A 17435-nucleotide genomic window follows, 5' to 3' on the forward strand; every position below is an offset into this window, starting at 1 on the left:
CCTCCCTACGCACCTCTTTTCCTTCCTTCTTCCCCCCCCCCCCCCCCACCCCCCCCCCCCCCCCCCCCCCCCCCCCCCCCCTCCACCCCCCCCCCCCCCCCCCCCCCGCCGCGCTGGTCATCACGATCAGCGGCCGGATCACCGCCTGGCAGACGAACCCGCAGTGACCGCCGCTAGCGCGCCGCTGTCAGGCCGCCGTCGATGGTGACGATCGTCCCGCTGATGTAGCCGGCCCGCTCGGACGCGAGGAACGCGACCAGGTCCGCGACCTCACCGGGCTCGGCGGCCCGCCCCGAGGGCAGCGCGGCGAACGCCGAACGCGTACGCCGTGACGCGGGCCTTCGCCGCCGAGCGCCTTGGTGAAGGCCATCAGCGCCGCGTTGCCCGCGCCACCGGCGATGTAGCCGGCGGTCGGCTGCTCACCGCCGGTGCCGATGACGTTGACGACCACCCCGCGGCCCCGCTCGCGCAGCCGCGGGTACACGAGCCGGACGAGGTCGATGTAGCCGAAGACCTTGAGTTCCCACGCGTGCCGCCACCGCTCGGGCCCGACGTCCTCGAGCGTGCCGGCGGGAATGTCACCGGCGTTGTTGACGAGGACGTCGACGGCCCCGGCCGCTCGTTCTTCCAGCGCCTCGCCGTTGCGCGCGGCCAGCTGCAGGGCACAGCCTTCGGCGGCCAACGCCTCGGCGATCGCCGCGCCGATGCCTTTCGACGCGCCGGTGACCAGCGCTCGTTTGCCCGTGAGGTGAAGATCCATCCGGTCAGTCTGCTCGCCTGAACCGTCAGCCGTCTTCGCGGTAGAGAACCAGGTGCTCGTGGTACAGCACGCCGTCGCGAATGTCGCCGGTTGCGGTGAAGCCGGTGTCGTCCACGTAGTCGAGGTGGGTGCCCGTGACCGTGTACCTGCCGGTGTAGGCGCTCTTCCGGGTGCCGCGCGCTTCGTCGTAGCGGCCGTCCGGGAGCAGTTCCTGGCGGATGTGGCCGTCAGCCGTCACCCACATTCCGACGACGGGAGTTGCTTCGTTGTCCATGCCTCCAGCGTCGCCGGTCCGCCGCGGGCGAACCAGGGAGAGTTACTCCCAGGTTCACTCCCCTCGACCGGGCCGCAGCGTCCCGGTCGCGGTCTGCCGTCCGTGGCGGTCGCGGACCGACGTCGTGGCGCCGTCGGCGCGGGCGATCAGGCCCTGGTGATCGAACAGCGGCGCCACGAGCCGGTACTCGAAGTCCAGGTCGCCGGTGGCGCCCCTCGCCCGGGCCGCTTCCGCCATGGCGAGGGCCTGGAGCGGGCCGTGGGTGAGCAGGCCGGGGTAACCCTCGACGTCGCGGCTGTAGTCGCGGTCGTAGTGGATGCGGTGCGCGTTGTACGTCAACGCCGAGAAGCGGAACAGCAGCGTCGGCGTCACGTCGATTGCCCACTCGCCCTCGGCGGGCGGGACCTCCGGGCCCTCGTCGGAGGCGGCCAAGGCACTCGACTCATCGCGGTAGACGACGTCCTGCCGCTCGTCGACCACAACCTGGCCGCGCTGCCGGATCCGGTGGGCGACCACAACAAAGGTCAGCGCGCCCGACCGGCCGTGCTTCTCCGTCGTGGACAGGACTTCCGAGTGCCGGGTGGCGGGCTCGCCGCACCGCAGCGCCCCGGACGTCCGGACCCGGCCGCCCGCCCACATGCGCCGCCGGCCCGGTCCCGGCGGGGCCAGGACGGTGCCCCGCACCGGGTGGCCGTCCGGGCCCAGGTCCGCCTGCGCGGGCCGGTCGAGCAGGTACAGCCAGTGCCACAGCAGGGGAAGGCCCGCCTCGACGTCGGGCATCGGCACGCCGAGCAGCGCGGCGAGCGCCTCGGCCGGCTCGGGCTGGATCAGCTCCATGCTTGTCCTTCCGGCTCAGGACGGAATCGGGTGGCGTTTGACCAGCTGGCGCGCGATCACGGTCCGCTGGATCTCGTTCGTGCCCTCCCCGACGATCATCAGGGGTGCGTCGCGGAAGTACCGCTCGACGTCGAACTCCGTGGAGTAGCCGTAGCCGCCGTGGATCCGCACGGCGTCGAGTGCGATCTGCATCGCCGTCTCGGACGCGAAGAGCTTCGCCATCCCGGCCTCCAGGTCGGCGCGCTCGCCGGAGTCGTACCGGCGGGCGGCGTGGTGCACCAGCTGGCGCGCGGCCTCGAGCTTCGTGGCCATGTCGGCGAGCAGGTTGCCGACCGACTGATGCTGCCAGATCGGCTTGCCGAAGCTCTCGCGTTCCTGGGCGTAGCGCAGCGAGTCCTCGAGAGCTGCGCGCCCGACGCCCAGCGCGCGGCAGGCGACCTGGATGCGGCCGATTTCGAGCCCGCGCATCATCTGCGTGAACCCGTGGCCCTCTTCCGCGCCGAGCAACGCCGTCGCCGGGACACGGAAGTCGTCGAAGGCCAGCTCGCAGCTCTCGACGCCCTTGTAGCCGAGCTTCGGCAGGTCGCGCGAGACGTGGAAGCCGGGGCCGGGCTCGGCGAGCAGGATGCTGATGCCGCCGTGCGCGGGTTCCGCGGCGGGATCGGTCTTGCACAGCAACGCGATCAGCTGCGACCGGCGGGCGTTCGTGATCCACGTCTTCGAGCCGTTGACGACGTAGGCGTCGCCGTCGCGGCGGGCCGTGGTGCGCAGGGCCTGCAGGTCGGAGCCGCCGCCGGGTTCGGTCAGGGCCATCGTCGCGCGGATCTCGCCGGTCGCCATCTTCGGCAGGTAGGCGTCTTTCTGCTCGGGTGTGCCGTGGTCGAGCAGGAGCTTCGCGACGACGGTGTGCCCGCCCATCGCCCCGGCGAGGCTCATCCAGCCGCGCGACAGCTCCTCGGTGACGGCGGCGTAGCACCGCGCGGAGACGTGCGTCTCGCCCCACGGCTCGGGGATCGCGAGGCCGAAGATGCCCATCTCCTTCATCTGGCCGATGAGCTTCTCCGGGTAGACGTCGCCGTGGTCGAGCTCCTGCGCGACAGGCCGCACCTCCCGGTCGACAAACGCCCCCACCACGGCGACGATCGCCTCTTCCTCTTCGGTGAGCCCGTCCATGACGACTTCCTCTCTGCGGCCGGCCGGTCTGCTCACCCCATCATCGCCGGTGAACGACGCCGGCCCTCCGCGCAGCTCCAGACGCGGAGGGCCGACCACCTGACGAACGCCGTCGCTCAGGCCGGGCAGAACGTGTCGTGCGCCGGGCGCTTGCCGGTGGCCAGGTAGTCGCTCACCGCGGTGTTGCCGCACTGGTTCGCGCCGTTGAGGTACGCCACGTGGCCGCCCTGGTCAGCCGTCACCAAGCGGGCGCGGTCGCCGAACGCCGCGCGGAGACGCAATGCGCCGGGCATCGGCGTCGCCGGGTCGCGGAGGTTCTGCAGCATCAGCACGTTCGCCGGGCCGTGATCGGTGATCCGCACCCGCGGCTCGGCCGGTGACGGCCAGAACGCGCACGGCCGGATGTTCGCCGCGTACGGGCCGTACATCGGGTAGCGGATCCGATCGACCTCGACGTTGCGCTGGTAGGTCGCCACCGACTGCGGCCACCGCGAATCACCGCAGACCACCGCGAGGTACCCCGACGCGAAGTTGTCGGTATCCGCGGCGGCCGCCGTGGACGGCGACGCCCCGGTCCCGTCGAACTTGTGCCAGAACTTCGCGATGGCGGGCAACGTGACGTCCGCGCGGAGCAGGGCCGCGGTGAGCGTGCGGAACGTCGTGCCGTCGTACCCCTGCTCCGGAGCCCGGTCCAGGCGCTCGGCGAGCTCGAAGTACTTCGCCTTCACGCCCGCCGGGCTCGTGCCCAGGCCGTACTGGCCCGGGTCGGCCGCGGCGATCTTCGCGAACTCCGGGAAGCGGGTTTCGAAGCCGAGACCCTGGCTCCGCAGCGCTTCGACGTCGTAGCCCTCCGGCCCGAGGCTGCTGTCCAGCACGATCCGGTCGCTGCGCTCGGGGAACAGCGTCGTGTACACCGCACCGAGGTACGTCCCGTAGGAATCGCCGTAGTACGACAGCTTCGGCTCACCCAGCGCCGTCCGGATCCGGTCCATGTCGCGCGCGGTGTTCGCGGTGGTGACGAACGGCAGCATGGACGCCGTTTTCGACGTCAGACACTGCCGGGCGACGGTTTTGGCGGCCTCGGCCGCCTTCGCGACGTCCGCCGGGCCGTGCGGGAAGGGCGGGTTCACGCTCGTCGTGCGCTGCTCGGGCGTCAGGTCGCAGGTCACCGGGGTGCTGTGGCCGATCCCGCGTGGGTCGAACCCGATCACGTCGTAGGCGTCGCGCACCTGCTGCGGCAGTCCCGATGCCACGAGCGTGCCCGGGAAGCTCAGGCCGTCGAGGCCGGGGCCACCCTGGTTGACCAGCAGGACACCGCGGCGCTGGGCGGGCTTCGCGCTCGCCAGCCGTGAGATCGCGACGCTGATCTTTCGCCCGTCCGGGTGACGGTAGTCCAGGGGCACGTCGAGGTTCGCGCACTGCAGGCCGGGCTTCGCGACGTCGGCCGGACACGGCCCCCACGCCACCGGAGCCGCGCTTGTCGCGTCCGCTGCGGACACACCCGAAACCACCGCGGCGACGGCGAGCGCCGCCGGCAAGATCTTCGTTTTCATCACCATGGTTTCACCGCACCACCGCGCGGCCGGAGCGCCCCGTGCCATCTGTCATAGGGCGTTCGCGGCCGGTCCTGCCTAGGGTGACGGGGTGAGCGAGCGTGATCCCGGCCGGTTTTCCGTGCGGCAGTGGCCGGACTGGAGTTTCTGGGCGAACCGGCGGCGCCGGGTCGCCCCCGTCGTGGTGAACGGTCTCGCGCTGCTGGTGCTGATCCCCCGGGTTTCGATGATCGTCCACGGATCGCACGGTACGGCGCGCACGGTGCTCGCGCTCGCCGCGATCACCTGTTACGGCGCCGACTACGTCTTCGCGCTGTGGACCGGGCCGGCGGCGCCCCGGCGGCAGCGGACGGTCCTGGTGGCCGTGGTGTTCGGCTTCGGCCTCACCCCCGCCCTGCTCCTCGGGTCGCCCGAGTACCTGACGGATCTGACCTTCGCCGTCGCGCTCGGCCTGATGCTGCTGCCGCTGTGCTACTCGGTCCCGCTCGGGTTCGCGACGGCGGCGGCCCAGCTCGTCTGGATGCGAGCCGGGCCGGGGCACGTGAGCTGGAGCCAGGTCGCGGCGCTCGGCGGGGTCACCGCGGCGCTCGGGGTGGTCTTCGCGCTGACGTTCACCGTCGGGCACCTGCGGGTCGCCCGCGCGCAGATCCGGCGGCTGGCCGTGGACTCCGAACGCGAACGCGTCGCGCGTGAGCTGCACGACATCCTCGGCCACAACCTTTCGACGATGGCCGTCAAGCTCGGGCTCGCCCGGCGGATCCTGGAGTCGGCGGCCGACCCCGGGCTCGCGCTGAGCGAGGTCCGCGACCTGGAAACCCTGTGCCACCAGTCGCTCGCCGACGTCCGCGCCACCGTCTCGGGGTATCGAGAAGTGTCGCTCGCCGCCGAGCTCTCCGGCGCCCGCCTGGCCTTGCGGGCCGCGGGCGTCCAGGCCGAGCTGCCGTCGTCGGCCGACGACGTCGAGCCGGAGCTGCGGGGCGTTTTCGGTTACGTCGTCAGGGAAGCGGTCACCAATGTGCTGCGCCACTCCGACGCCGGGCACTGCCGCGTCCGGCTCGGCCCCGGCTGGGTCGAGGTCACCGACGACGGCACGGTCACCACCGAACCGGCGGCCGGGCACGGCCTGACCGGGCTCGCCGAACGGCTGGCCGCGATCTCGGGCCGGCTCGAACACGGCCGCGGCCCGCGCGGCGGCTACCGGGTCTTCGCCGAGGCGGGCGCCGCGTGATCCGCGTCCTGCTGGCCGACGACCAGGCCCTCGTCCGCGGCGCGCTGGTGTCCATGCTCCGCCTCGAACCGGACATCGAGGTCGTCGCCGAGGTCGGCTCGGGCACCGAGGTCCTCCCCGCGGCCCAGCGCACGCAGCCCGATCTGGCCCTGCTCGACGTGCAGATGCCCGGCCGCGACGGGCTCGCCGTCACCGCCGAGCTCCGGCACGCGCTGCCGGCGTGCCGCGTCCTGATCTGCACGACCTTCAGCCGCCCCGGGTACCTCGCCCGCGCGATGTCCGCGGGCGCGGCCGGGTTCGTCGTCAAGGATTCGCGGCCGGAGCAGCTGCTCAACGCGATCCGCCGGGTCCACGCCGGACTGCGCTTCATCGACCCGGCGCTCGCGGCCGAGTCCCTGGCCATCGGCACGAGCCCCCTGACGGACCGCGAAGCCGACGTCCTGCGCGCAACGGCCGAGGGCGGCACCGTGGCGGACATCGCGAAGACGCTCGACCTCACCGCCGGAACGGTCCGCAACCACCTCTCCTCGGCGATCGGCAAGACCGAAGCCCGCACCCGGGCCGAAGCCGCCCGCCTCGCCGAGACCAACGGCTGGCTCTGAGCCCGGCTCAGGACAGGCGCCGCTCCGCGGAGATCGAATAGGCCTGGGGCCGGAACGCCGGCACCGGGTCGTCCGAGGCCGCGACGCCGTCCGGGCATACGTCCATCAAGCAAGCTGCAGCTGCTGCTCGGCGGCCGCTTTCCCGGTACTCCGCGTGGGTTCACCGTCGCCGCAGCGGTCAGGAGCAGCAGCCTTCGGGCTGAGCGGCTTTGTCGACCTGGCCGGTCTCCGCGTCGGGCGTGCAGCACGTGGCCGGAGTGGCGATGGCTGCGCTGTCGGTGCCGAAGGCCGGCGAATCGGCCTTCACGGTGTAGATCTCCCACGGCTCCTGGCCGGGACCGTGCACCCACACCTTGTCCTGCACGGCGTAGCAGCACGTCGTGTTGTCCTCGGTCAGAGTCTCCAGTCCCTCCCCCGTCAGGCGCTTGCTGGCCTCGCTGACCTGGTCGGCCGACTTGACCTCGACGCCGAGGTGGTCCATGACCGTCGCCTGGCCCGGCTCCCCCTCCAGCAGCACGAGCTTGAGCGCGGGCTCGGTGATCGCGAAGTTCGCGTAACCGGGCCGGAGCTTGGCCGGCTCGGCGCCGAACAGCTTCGAGTAGAAGTCGATCGAGCCTTCGAGGTCTCCGACGCGCAGCGCGAGCTGTACCCGTGACATCCCGGTCCTCCTTGGATAGACGTTCATCGAATCAGCGACGCGACTTAGATTGCTCTCTAGATAGACATCTGTCAACATAGACGCATGCCGAAACAGCTCCCGATCGTCGCGCCGGACGAGTGCTGCTCCCCGCTGGCCCGCGAACCCTTGTCCGCCGACCAGGCGGTCGAGCTGGCGAAGCTGTTCAAGGCGATGGCCGACCCGGTCCGGCTGCGCCTGCTGTCGCTGATCGCCTCCCACGCGGGCGGCGAAGCGTGCGTGTGCGATCTGACCGACGCGTTCGACCTGACCGGCCCGACCATCTCCCACCACCTCAAGGTGCTGCGCGAATCCGGGCTGATCACCGGCGAGCGCCGCGGGACCTGGGTGTACTACCGCGTCCACCCCGAGGTGCTGGCCCGCCTCTCGGCCGTGCTCGTCACCGGCGACTCCCCGGTTCCGGCATGACCGACGCACCGACGTGCCGCGGCGACCGCCGGCGATGACCGGTTCGTTCGGGTGGGACCTCCTCATCGGCATCGCGGCCGCGCTGATCGTGACCTGGCTCGCCCTCGTCGCGGCCCTCCTGGTCGTCCGACCGCGGCGGGGAGCGCTGCGCGAAGCACTACGCCTGCTCCCCGACGTCCTCCGGCTGATCCGCCGGCTCGCCGGTGCCGCCGCTGCGCGCCGGTGAGATTGGCTTTCGTGACGTCCAGCCGCCCGGCCGCGACCGCCGTCACCTCGAGGGCGACCAGGGCGCCGCAGGACAGGCCGGCGACCAGCAGGCGAATCCCCCAACCAGCCGGCCAGGACGCGCCGAGCACGCCGAACGTCGCGGCGAGCCCACCACCGAACCCGGCCACGGCCACGAGCGCCCGGCCGGCTGCCGCCGGGTGCGGCGCCGGTCGTCGCGGGCGTCGTCGAGCTGCCGCTGCCGGTCCCGGACGTCCTCGGCCTCCCAGCCGGTGAACGTCGTGTCGGCGAGGCGCTGGCCGACCGACAGCAGGACCGGCAGCACCGCCGGGTCGGCCTCCACGGCGAGCACGGTCAGCACCACCAGCGCCGCGAGCAACGGGGCTTCGCGGTCGATCACGCTGCCTCCCCGGGGCCGGATCTGGGACCATGGTCACCGAGCACCACCGGGAAACGCAACCACCCGGGGAGGACCCGATGGACGGACCCGACGCGCAGGTCACCGCGTTGCCCTCCATGATCCGCACGGAGTCCGGCTACCGCGTCTTCGATCCGCGGCTGCTGGCCGCGGGGCACACCCTGACCCCGGCCGGCGGGCTGACCCACCGCCGTGACGAGCTCCTCGGGCTCATCGCCATCGTGCTCGTCCTGGCGCCGGCCATCGCCTTCCCGTTCTTCTTCTCCAGCGGCGCCTTCTGGTCGGTCGTGCTGTGGGTCGTCCTCGGTGTCGGCGCCGGCCTGGTCCTCGTCGGGTTCGAACTGGCCTTCGACGCCGGCGACGTCGTGGAAAAACACCGCAAGCGGACGGGCGGTGACCCGTCGGTCCAGGTGAGCGACGGCCAGGACCAGGCCATGCGCATCTGCGCGCTGGGCGAGCGAATCGCGAAGACGACCGCATGGCGCACCGGCGCGTTCGACACCGACCGGCGGCTGGCGCACGTCGTGTGGAACGCGGCGCGCCGGGCGCTCCAGCTCGAGTCCGCAAAAACGGAACAGGCCGAGGACAAGCGGCGCGGAGTCGATGCGGCGAGCCGCGCCGAAGCCGGCCGCGGCATCACCGCCGGCGAACGCGAACTCGGTTCGCTCGAAGAACAGCTCCGCACGATCAAGGGGGCGGCCGACGCGATCGAGTTCAAAGTGGACCCGAACCGGCCCGCGCCCCGGCCGGCCGCCACCGCGACCCGCTGGGCCGACCCGCTGCAGGACGCGGAGCTGATGCTCCTGGAAGTCAGCGCGCTGCGCGACTACCTGTGACGTGGCGCCCGTTCATGTTTGTGCGCACCTCGGTCGTGGGTACCTCCGCCGCGACGACAGGAGACCGCATGGCAGCGCGCAGCGCCACGCCGACGCTGGAGCGTCCGGCCCAGCCGGCGCCGAGCGAGGTCCGCGACCCTACGCCGCGCGATCGCCGGAGGGACGACTACACCCGCTGCCGGCCGTTGTTCGACGAATTCGCCGCGCTCCCCGACGGTCATCCGGGCCGGGCGCGGCTGCGTGAGCGGCTGATCCTCGAGCACCTGCCCCTCGCCGAGCACGTCGCCAGGCGGTTCGGCGGCCGCGGCCAGCCGCACGACGACCTGGTGCAGATCGCCCGCGTCGGGCTGGTGAAGGCCGTCGACCGGTTCGATCCCGCGCAGGGAGCGGATTTCCTGCCCTTCGCGGTGCCGACCGTGATGGGTGAGGTCCGCCGGTTCTTCCGCGACACCGGCTGGTCGATGCGGGTCCCCCGAGCGTTGAAGGAGCTGAGTGCCCAGCTTGCCCAGGGGACCACGCAGCTCGCGCAATCCCTCGGCCGCGCCCCGACGCCGAGTGAGCTCGCCGGTCACCTCGGCATCGACGTCGAGACCGTCCGCGAGGGGCTGCTCGCGGCGAACTGCTACGAGACGTCGTCGCTGGACCGCCCGATCGGGGACGGCGAGGGCACGGCGGCCCTGGCCGATTCGATGGGTGAGCTCGACGCGCGGATCGAGCTCGTCGACGACCACGAAACCATGGCGCCGCTGCTGAGGCGGCTGCCGGAGCGGGAACGCGCGATCGTCACGATGCGGTTCTTCGACGAGCTGAGCCAGTCGCAGATCGCGGCCCGGATCGGCGTCTCGCAGATGCAGGTTTCCCGGCTGCTCACCAAGATTCTCCGCGAGCTGCGCGAGCAGCTCGCGGAGTGAAACCAGGAACTCGGCGGTCCAAACCTCACGTCGGCGAGAGATGCCCCACGTCCTCCGGCTCGTGACGTTCTCCGACCGGCCGGGTCCATCAGGTGACCAGCGGGGGGACCTGCCCGCGCCGGACCCGGAGGAGCTCCCATGACGAACCCGGCCAGCACCACCAAAAAGACCTCGGACGCCACCGTGGTCGAGCGCGAAACCGGCGCCCTGTCCTCCGCGCACGGTGTCACGACCATCTCCGACGTCGTCGTTCAGAAGGTCGCCGGCCTCGCCACCCGCGAGATCGCCGGCGTCCACGCTCTCGGCGGCGGCGCTTCGCGGGCGTTCAACGCCCTGCGCGAGCGGATCCCCGGCGCGACCGCCTCGGCCGGCCAGGGGGTGGCTGTCGAGGTCGGCGAGCGGCAGGCCGCGATCGACCTGCAGATCCTCGTCGAATACGGCGTCTCCATCACCGACGTCGCCCGCGCGGTGCGGCGCAACGTCATCACAGCGGTCGAAACGATCACCGGCCTCGAGGTCGTCGAGGTCAACATCGGTATCTCCGACGTCCACCTCCCCGGTGACGAAGAGAGCGCCGACACGGCCGAGACCGGCCGGGTCCGGTGACCGGCGGCGCCGCGGACGCCGCCGCCCTCGCCACGCTCGTGACGGCGCTCCCGCAGGTGGCGGCCCTGCACAGCGGCCACTTCGGCGAGATCGCCACGCTCTTGCCGGGCCGCCGCGTCCCCGGCGTTCGGATCCGGCCCGGGGAGATCACCGTCGGCGTCACCGGCCGGTACCCGGCCACCGCCGCCGAGATCGGCGCGGCGGTCCGCGGCGCCCTCGGGCCGGTCGACCGGCCGGTGCACGTCCACATCGGCGACATCGCCGGACCGGCCGCGACCGTGGTCGCCGCCGCTGTGAAGGAGATCCCGTGAACCACACTCTGATCGGCCTGGTGACCGGCCTCGTCCTGGGCCTCGCCGCCGCATTCGGTGGCTTCGGCGCCTTCCTCGTGGTCCTCGTCCTCGGCGGGCTCGGCCTGCTGGTCGGCCGGTTCCTCGACGGCAAGCTGGACATCTCCGCGCTCTCGGGCCGGGACCGCTGACGTCTCACCGTCGGGCAAAAAGGCCGGCCGCCGCCACGACCCTGGAGTGATCCGGCGGTGGCGACGACCGGCGGACGCCGCCGCTTCGGCGTCCCCGGCGGCGGATCTCCTGCAACCCGCCGCCAGACTGTGGTCCCTCTCCGAGCCCGGACAGGAAAGGACGGCCGCCCCGGGCTCCAGGAAGGTCTGTGGAGTCCGGGGCAGCCGCCCGGTGCCGGCCACCCGTCGATGGCCAAGCCGGTGTTACTTTTTGGTGCCCGGGGTGAGCACCTTGTCGATCACGAAGACCGTGGCGTTCTTGGTGGGGATGTTGCCGCACAGGATCTTCGCGCCGTTGACGGTCATGTTCTCGCCCGAGCCCTCGATCTTCAGCGGCCCACCGGCGGTGTTGAGCGACTCCAGCGTGCCGGCGCCCTCGAGACCCTTGGCGTCGTAACGCTTGCCGACGACGTGGTACTGCAGGATCGGCGACAGCTCGGCCGGCTTGCCCGCCAGCTCCGCGAACTTCGCGTCACCCAGCGCGGCGAACGCCGGGTCGGCCGGCGCGAACACCGTGATCGACGGCGCGCTGTTGAGCGTGTCCACCAGGTTGGTGGCCTTCACCGCGGCGACCAGCTTGGTCAGCAGCGGGTTCGTCGACGCGGCCGACGCGACCGGCTGCGGGCCCATCGAGTCCAGCGAACCCGGGGCCGAACCCTGCGGCAGCTGCGAACAGGCCGGACCGAAGACGTCGGCGTTGGTCGTCATGCCATCGCCACCGGCGGCGGCGCTGGAGGACGGGGCGGCCATCGAGGACGACGGAGCCGGGGCGCTCGAGGAACCCGAGGAGGCGGTGTCGCTGCTGCCGCAGGCGGTCAGGGTCAGCGCGGCGGCCGCGGTCAGGCCGATTCCGGCAATACGAAGGTTACGCACGAAAAATCACTCCAATTGATTACGCGGCTGAGGTTGCCGAAGTGGCGAGAACCTCTCGTTGCTGACTATTCGGCGCCCGACGGGAACCGGATTGGTGGATCGGAAGAAATTCTCAGGCGGCGGTGAAGGTGACGTTGTGCCAGCCGGTCGCGCCGTTGGGCACCGTGCCCGCGCGCTCTTCGGTCTGCGTGTAGCCGGACTTGTCCGTGGCGCGGCAGAACACCTGGTGCACCCCGGACGGCAGGTCGATCTCGGTCCACCACATCCGCCACGTGTTGAGGTTCACCTGCTGGGACAGCGTGGTTTCCTGCCAGGGGCCCTGGTCGATGCGGACTTCGACCTTGTCGATCCCGGTGTGCTGGGCCCACGCCACCCCGGCGACGCGGACCTTTCCTTTTTGGACGTTGGCGAAGCCGCGGTGCGAGTCGATCCGCGACTCGGTCTTGATCGGCGCTTCCCGGCTCCAGCTCCGTTTGAGCCAGTAGGCCTGGCGTGCGGCCCAGGTGGTGACTTCGATGTCCACGACCCACTTCGTCGCCGACACGTATCCGTACAGCCCGGGGGTGACCAGCCGCGCCGGGAAGCCGTGTTCCAGCGGCAACGGCTCGCCGTTCATCCCGATGGCCAGCATCGCACCCCGGTTGCGGTCCGCCGCCGCCGCGACCGGCGTCCCGGAGGTCCAACCGTCCACACTGGTGCAGAACAGCTGCTCGGCGCCGGGTTTCACGCCCGCTTCGGCGAGCAGGTCGGCCAGGTCGACACCGATGAAGTTCGACGTCGACACGTAGTCGCCACCGACCTCGTTGGACACACAGGTCATCGTGACGGTCCGCTCCACCAGGGGCCGGTTGCGGATGTCGTTGTAGCTGTAGCGGACTTCGCGGTCGACCATGCCGTGCAGTCGCAGGCTCCAGTCCTCGGTCCGCACCTGCGGCACCGACAACGCCGTGTCCACGCGGTAGAACTTGTCGTTCGGCGTCAGGAACGGCGGCGTGCCGAGCTTCGAGAAGTCGGCGTCGGCCGGGATCATCGGCGCGGTCCGCGCCGGGACCAGCTTGCCGACCGCTTCACGGGACGCCGTGGCGTCACGCGAAGAACTGATCAGCTGACCGCCCAGACCCGCCGCACCGGCACCGACGACGACCCCGGCGCCGCCGAGCAGGAACGACCGCCGCGACGTCCCGGTCTTCTCGTCCGAGTCCGGCTCCCGCCACACACGAGGCGCGATCCGGCGCAGCAGCAGGAAAACGGCGACACCCACGAAGAGACTCGCGATCGGGGCGAGCAGCGCCACGAGGGTCAGGTCGGGACGTTCGTAGACGGCGAAGACGCCGACCAGGCCGAACACGGCGATGAGGACGGTGCCCGGCACCGGCGAACGTCGCGAAAGGACACCGGCCAGCGCGGCCACCCCGACCATCACCACGGCCATGCTGCCCAGCAGCACCAGTTTGTCGTAGGTGCCGAAGGTGCGGACGGCGAAGTCCTTCAGCTCGACCGGGGTGAGGTCGATGGCGCCGTTGCCGACCGCGAGGTAGGGCGAGGCGTTGATGCTGATGAAGCCCGCGACCAGGTGCCCGGCCGCCAGCGCCGCGGCGAGGGCGAGAACTCCGGTGAACGCGGCCGCGAAGAACCGAAGGCGGGCACGTGGCGGCTGTGACGGAGCTTCCGGAATCTCGAGCTCGGTGGCGGTCATACCGGTAGTTCGACGCGGCCCGACCGAAGTATTGGTCCGGCTGTCCACGAAAGAGTGATTCGTCCGAGCACAAGAATTCTTTGGCACTCACGGGCAGGTGATGACCTGGCCGGCGTAGGTCAGCCCGGCGCCGAACCCGAACAGCAGCACCGGCGCGCCCGCCGGGATCTCCCGCCGCTCGACGAGCTTCGACAGCGCGAGCGGGATGCTCGCGGCCGAGGTGTTGCCGGACTCCACGACGTCGGTCGCGATCACCGCGCCGGTCGCCCCGATCTTGCGGGCCAGCGCGGTGATGATGCGGACGTTGGCCTGGTGGGTGACCACACCGCCCAGCGCGCCCGGGTCGACGCCGGCGCGGCGGCACGCCTCGCGGGCGATCGGGGCCAGTGCGGTGGTGGCCCACCGGAACACCGCCTGCCCCTCCTGTCGGAACACCGCGGGCAGCGCCCTGGGCCCGGCCGCTTCGAGCGTGATGCAGTGCCCTTGGGCCGGGTCCGAGCCCCACACCACCGGCCCGATACCGGCCGAAGCCCGCTCGACGACGGCGGCGCCCGCGGCGTCGCCGAAGATCACGCACGTCGACCGGTCGGTCCAGTCGAGGAAGTCGCTCATCTTTTCGGCGCCGACCACGATCGCCCGGGTCGCGGCGCCCGCCCGGATGGCGTGGTCGGCCGCGGCCAGCGCGTAGGAGAAGCCCGAGCACGCCGCGTTGAGGTCGAACGCCCCGGGCGCGGTGATCCCCAGCCGCTCGGCGACCCGGCAGGCGATGCTGGGCATCCGGTCGAACGCGGTGCACGTGGCGACGATCACCAGGTCGACGTCGGCGGCGCTGTGGCCGGACCGCCGCAGAGCGGCGCCCGCGGCGGCCGTCGCCATGTCGGCGACCGAGTCACCGGGGGCCGCGACCCGGCGGGTGCGCACCCCCACCCGCTCGCGGATCCACGCGTCCGACGTTCCCAGCCGGTCCGCCAGCTCGTCGTTCGTCACCGTCCGGCTCGGCTGGTAGTGCCCGGACGAGACCACTTTCGAGCCTGCCATCGTTTCTCCTCATCAGTCCTCCTCCCGTTCGGACCCGACGGCGGCCCGGCTTGCCTGATCCATTGTGGACAGCCACGATGCGCTCCTCCGTGTGGGTGACCAGCCGGATTTCTCCGCACCACACCAATCCGCTGGGACCGGCCGGGACGAACTCCTGGTGACATGCCGCCGACCGCGGCACGTGACTCGGCGCCCGCCGGGAAGGACAGGTGCCATGACCGCCCGCGCAGTCGCGTACCGCACCGGCGCCGCACCGGCGCCGGAACCGGAAAGCACACCGGAACAGCTGCTCGCCCGCGCCGCGCTCGGGGACGAGCAGGCCTTCGCCGCGCTGTACGACCAGCTGGCCGGGCCGATCTTCGGCACCGTGTTCCAGGTGCTGCGCTCCCGGGCGTATGCGGAGGAGGTCACCCAGGAGGTCCTGCTCGAGATCTGGCGCAAGGCGGCAGCGTTCGACGCCGCGCGTGGACGCGTGCAGACCTGGGCGCTGACCATCGCCCACCGGCGCGCGATCGACCGGGTCCGGTCCGAGCAGGCCGGCGTCGACCGGGAAGAGCGGGCCGACCGGCTGGACCTGCGCCGCCCGTACGACGACGTCACCGAGGCGACGCTGGACCACCTCGACCGGGTGCAGGTCCGCGCCGCGCTGGCGGTCCTGACCGACCTCCAGCGGGAGTCGATCCTGCTCGCCTACTTTCAGGGTTACACCTGCCGGGAGGTTTCCGAAAAACTCGGTGTCGCGGTCGGCACCGTCAAGACCCGCATGCGGGACGGACTCGTCCGCTTGCGCGACGCTTTTGGAGTGCACCGATGACCACCGCCGACGCCCACCTCCTCGCCGGCGCCTACGCCCTCGACGCGGTCGACGACCTCGAACGCGCCGCTTTCACCCGGCACCTGAGCGAATGCCCCGCGTGCGCGGACGAGGTTGCCGAGCTCCGGGCAACCGCCGCCCTGCTGGGCGCCGCCGCGGCGGTCCTTCCCGGCCCGAGCCTGCGCGGGCAGGTGCTCGCCGAGATCTCCCAGACGCGGCAGCTGCCGCCCCGCGTCACCCCCGAGCCGGCCACCCCGGTCCGACGCTCGCCGTGGCGCAAGCGGGCCCTGATCGGAGTGGCGTCGGTCGCCGCCGCGGCGGCGGTGCTCGCCGGCGGGATCAGCATCGGGCTGGACCAGTCGGTCTCCGGCCGTCCGGCGCCGGTGGCCGAGGGCGGCGCGGTGACGTCCGCGTCCGACGCGACCACCGTGCGCGCGGCCGCGGCCGGCGGCGGCTCGGTCTCCGCCACCGCCTCCCGCCAGCTCGGCCGGGTCTTCGTCGCCGCGCAGGCGCTGCCGCGGCTGGACGCCGGCCACGCCTACGAGGTGTGGCTGACCGGTTCGGGCGCGCCGCGGTCGGCGGGGCTGATCGCCCCCGCGGGCACCGTCGAGGTCGCGCTCCCCGCCGGCGCCGACGGTGTGTCGGTGACCGTCGAGCCCGCCACCGGGTCGCTGCAGCCGACCACCCCGTCGGTCGCGGACCTCGCCGTGGGCTGACCGCGCCCGGCGCCGCGAAACCCGATCGGGAACCCACCCATCCGCGGCGGGCACAGCCCCGAAAGGGGACTGTCCACGAAGGATCCATCCCCCGGGTGCGACTGGCTCGGGTGTCGCCCGTCGCACCCGCGCGGGCGGGGAGGAGCTCATCCGTGTTTGGCAAGCGTTATGCCGCTTCGATGATCAACCGGAGCGCCGAGAACGACCAGGACCGCCGCCGTTTCCTCAAGGCGGCCGGGATGACCGGGCTCGGGGTGGTCGGCGCGGGCGCGCTCGGCGGCCTCGCCACCGGGACCGCATCCGCCGCGACCGCCCGGCCCACGGCTGCGGCCGCCGCCGCGTCCGCTGAGGTCAGTGACGGTGCCGTCCTCAACTTCGCGCTCAACCTGGAGTACCTGGAAGCCGAGTTCTACCTGCACGCCGTCACCGGCAAGGGCCTCGCCGACTCGATGACCACCGGGACCGGCACCCGCGGCGGTGTCACCGGCGGCCGGGCGGTGCGGTTCACGACGAAGGCCGCGAAGCAGTACGCCCAGGAAATCGCCGGTGACGAGAAAGCGCACGTCCAGTTCCTGCGCTCCGCGCTCGGCTCGGCCGCGGTCAGCCGCCCCGCGATCGACCTGCAGTCCAGCTTCACCGCCGCCGCGCAGGCCGCCGGCCTGGTCAAGCCCGGCCACAGCTTCGACGCGTTCGCGTGCGAGGAGAACTTCCTGCTCGCGGCGTTCCTCTTCGAGGACGTCGGCGTCACGGCGTACAAGGGCGCCGCGCCGCTGATCACCAACAAGACCTACCTCGAGGCGGCGGCGGGGATCCTCGCGGTGGAGGCCTACCACGCGGCCAACATCCGCAGCGCGCTCTACCAGCACAGCGGCGGCATCCTCGGGCTCGGCCTGCTCGGCCGTGACCTGCGCGAAGCCAGCGTCAAGCTGTCCAACGCCCGCGACAGCCTCGACGGCCCCACCGACGACGACCAGGGTGTCATCGACAGCCACGGCAACGCCAACATCGTCCCGACCGACGCCAACGGCATCGCTTACAGCCGTTCGCCTGGGCAGGTCCTCAACATCGTCTACCTGACGAACAAGGCCGCCAAGTCCGGCGGGTTCTTCCCCAAGGGCGTCAACGGCGACGTGAACACCAGCGCCGCCAACTGACCGGAGCGGAGTGGGGGGGGGGGGGGGGGGGGGGGGGGGGGCCCCGGCTGGGCCGGGCGCGGGATGCCCGCTGGTAGTGTCTTATGGAGTCAAAAC

The 17435-nt window shown here is 72.1% G+C and carries 21 protein-coding genes and 1 pseudogene; 12 read left to right on the forward strand and 10 right to left on the reverse strand.

The window, feature by feature from the left end:
• Positions 1 to 173: 173 nt before the first annotated feature.
• The 5 genes and pseudogenes from ACZ63E_RS25440 to ACZ63E_RS25460 all read right to left on the reverse strand — a co-directional run bounded on the left by ACZ63E_RS25440 (position 174) and on the right by ACZ63E_RS25460 (position 4597).
• A pseudogene (locus tag ACZ63E_RS25440) lies at positions 174 to 760 on the reverse strand (SDR family NAD(P)-dependent oxidoreductase).
• A gap of 25 nt (positions 761 to 785) precedes the next feature.
• Positions 786 to 1034, reverse strand: a complete 249-nt coding sequence (locus ACZ63E_RS25445) for an Atu4866 domain-containing protein (RefSeq protein ID WP_465338602.1) — start codon at positions 1032 to 1034, stop codon at positions 786 to 788.
• 54 nt (positions 1035 to 1088) lie between these two features.
• Positions 1089 to 1871 (reverse strand): HTD2 family dehydratase, encoded by a 783-nt coding sequence (locus tag ACZ63E_RS25450; protein WP_465338603.1) that lies wholly within the window; start codon positions 1869 to 1871, stop codon positions 1089 to 1091.
• A gap of 15 nt (positions 1872 to 1886) precedes the next feature.
• The gene (locus tag ACZ63E_RS25455) at positions 1887 to 3044 is read right to left on the reverse strand and encodes an acyl-CoA dehydrogenase family protein (RefSeq protein WP_465338604.1); all 1158 of its coding nucleotides are present in this window, start codon (positions 3042 to 3044) and stop codon (positions 1887 to 1889) included.
• Between the two features lie 116 nt (positions 3045 to 3160).
• Positions 3161 to 4597, reverse strand: coding sequence for an alpha/beta hydrolase (locus ACZ63E_RS25460; RefSeq protein WP_465338605.1), 1437 nt, complete (start codon positions 4595 to 4597; stop codon positions 3161 to 3163).
• Between the two features lie 91 nt (positions 4598 to 4688).
• Between ACZ63E_RS25460 and ACZ63E_RS25465 the strand changes: the two genes are divergently transcribed.
• On the forward strand, positions 4689 to 5825 hold the full coding sequence (locus ACZ63E_RS25465) for a sensor histidine kinase (protein WP_465338606.1): 1137 nt from the start codon (positions 4689 to 4691) through the stop codon (positions 5823 to 5825).
• A complete protein-coding gene (locus ACZ63E_RS25470; RefSeq protein WP_465338607.1) occupies positions 5822 to 6427 on the forward strand; it encodes a response regulator in 606 nt (201 codons plus the stop codon). Before ACZ63E_RS25465 ends, ACZ63E_RS25470 begins: the two co-directional genes overlap by 4 nt.
• A 178-nt stretch (positions 6428 to 6605) precedes the next feature.
• Here ACZ63E_RS25470 and ACZ63E_RS25475 read toward each other — a convergent pair whose 3' ends face one another.
• Positions 6606 to 7085 (reverse strand): ArsI/CadI family heavy metal resistance metalloenzyme, encoded by a 480-nt coding sequence (locus ACZ63E_RS25475; RefSeq protein ID WP_465338608.1) that lies wholly within the window; start codon positions 7083 to 7085, stop codon positions 6606 to 6608.
• Positions 7086 to 7169: 84 nt separating this feature from the next.
• On the opposite strand from ACZ63E_RS25475, the gene ACZ63E_RS25480 reads away from it, so the two are divergent.
• Together ACZ63E_RS25480 and ACZ63E_RS25485 are read left to right on the forward strand one after the other, a co-directional pair.
• Positions 7170 to 7532 carry a metalloregulator ArsR/SmtB family transcription factor gene (locus ACZ63E_RS25480; protein ID WP_465338609.1) on the forward strand — a complete coding sequence of 121 codons (363 nt, stop codon included), beginning with the start codon at positions 7170 to 7172 and terminating at the stop codon, positions 7530 to 7532.
• A gap of 34 nt (positions 7533 to 7566) precedes the next feature.
• Positions 7567 to 7758: a hypothetical protein gene (locus ACZ63E_RS25485; RefSeq protein ID WP_465338610.1), complete on the forward strand. Its 192-nt coding sequence runs from the start codon at positions 7567 to 7569 to the stop codon at positions 7756 to 7758.
• 42 nt (positions 7759 to 7800) lie between these two features.
• On the opposite strand, the gene ACZ63E_RS25490 is transcribed toward ACZ63E_RS25485, so the two are convergent.
• Complete coding sequence (locus ACZ63E_RS25490) at positions 7801 to 8157, reverse strand: hypothetical protein (protein WP_465338611.1); 357 nt, start codon at positions 8155 to 8157, stop codon at positions 7801 to 7803.
• A gap of 77 nt (positions 8158 to 8234) precedes the next feature.
• On the opposite strand from ACZ63E_RS25490, the gene ACZ63E_RS25495 reads away from it, so the two are divergent.
• The 5 genes from ACZ63E_RS25495 to ACZ63E_RS25515 all read left to right on the forward strand — a co-directional run bounded on the left by ACZ63E_RS25495 (position 8235) and on the right by ACZ63E_RS25515 (position 11009).
• On the forward strand, positions 8235 to 9011 hold the full coding sequence (locus ACZ63E_RS25495; protein WP_465338612.1) for a hypothetical protein: 777 nt from the start codon (positions 8235 to 8237) through the stop codon (positions 9009 to 9011).
• A 68-nt stretch (positions 9012 to 9079) separates the two neighbouring features.
• Positions 9080 to 9922, forward strand: coding sequence for a SigB/SigF/SigG family RNA polymerase sigma factor (locus tag ACZ63E_RS25500; protein ID WP_465338613.1), 843 nt, complete (start codon positions 9080 to 9082; stop codon positions 9920 to 9922).
• Between the two features lie 138 nt (positions 9923 to 10060).
• Positions 10061 to 10528, forward strand: a complete 468-nt coding sequence (locus ACZ63E_RS25505) for an Asp23/Gls24 family envelope stress response protein (protein WP_465338614.1) — start codon at positions 10061 to 10063, stop codon at positions 10526 to 10528.
• Positions 10525 to 10839: a hypothetical protein gene (locus tag ACZ63E_RS25510; protein WP_465338615.1), complete on the forward strand. Its 315-nt coding sequence runs from the start codon at positions 10525 to 10527 to the stop codon at positions 10837 to 10839. Before ACZ63E_RS25505 ends, ACZ63E_RS25510 begins: the two co-directional genes overlap by 4 nt.
• Positions 10836 to 11009 carry a hypothetical protein gene (locus ACZ63E_RS25515; protein WP_465338616.1) on the forward strand — a complete coding sequence of 58 codons (174 nt, stop codon included), beginning with the start codon at positions 10836 to 10838 and terminating at the stop codon, positions 11007 to 11009. Before ACZ63E_RS25510 ends, ACZ63E_RS25515 begins: the two co-directional genes overlap by 4 nt.
• Positions 11010 to 11252: 243 nt before the next feature.
• Here the strand turns inward: ACZ63E_RS25515 and ACZ63E_RS25520 are convergent, their stop codons facing one another.
• The 3 genes from ACZ63E_RS25520 to ACZ63E_RS25530 all read right to left on the reverse strand — a co-directional run bounded on the left by ACZ63E_RS25520 (position 11253) and on the right by ACZ63E_RS25530 (position 14655).
• Positions 11253 to 11921: a fasciclin domain-containing protein gene (locus ACZ63E_RS25520; protein ID WP_465338617.1), complete on the reverse strand. Its 669-nt coding sequence runs from the start codon at positions 11919 to 11921 to the stop codon at positions 11253 to 11255.
• Between the two features lie 112 nt (positions 11922 to 12033).
• Entirely contained in the window at positions 12034 to 13617 is a 1584-nt protein-coding gene (locus ACZ63E_RS25525; protein ID WP_465338618.1) for a molybdopterin-dependent oxidoreductase, read from the reverse strand.
• An 87-nt stretch (positions 13618 to 13704) separates the two neighbouring features.
• Complete coding sequence (locus ACZ63E_RS25530; protein ID WP_465338619.1) at positions 13705 to 14655, reverse strand: beta-ketoacyl-ACP synthase III; 951 nt, start codon at positions 14653 to 14655, stop codon at positions 13705 to 13707.
• A 214-nt stretch (positions 14656 to 14869) separates the two neighbouring features.
• Between ACZ63E_RS25530 and sigK the strand changes: the two genes are divergently transcribed.
• The 3 genes from sigK (at position 14870) to ACZ63E_RS25545 (ending at position 17339) form a co-directional block, all read left to right on the forward strand.
• The gene (sigK, locus tag ACZ63E_RS25535; protein ID WP_465338620.1) at positions 14870 to 15469 is read left to right on the forward strand and encodes an ECF RNA polymerase sigma factor SigK; all 600 of its coding nucleotides are present in this window, start codon (positions 14870 to 14872) and stop codon (positions 15467 to 15469) included.
• Complete coding sequence (locus ACZ63E_RS25540; protein ID WP_465338621.1) at positions 15466 to 16185, forward strand: anti-sigma factor; 720 nt, start codon at positions 15466 to 15468, stop codon at positions 16183 to 16185. The genes sigK and ACZ63E_RS25540 overlap by 4 nt, the downstream gene beginning before the upstream one ends.
• 152 nt (positions 16186 to 16337) lie before the next feature.
• Entirely contained in the window at positions 16338 to 17339 is a 1002-nt protein-coding gene (locus tag ACZ63E_RS25545; protein ID WP_465338622.1) for a ferritin-like domain-containing protein, read from the forward strand.
• Positions 17340 to 17435: the final 96 nt, after the last annotated feature.

The organism is Amycolatopsis sp. NPDC104819, from assembly GCF_055583145.1.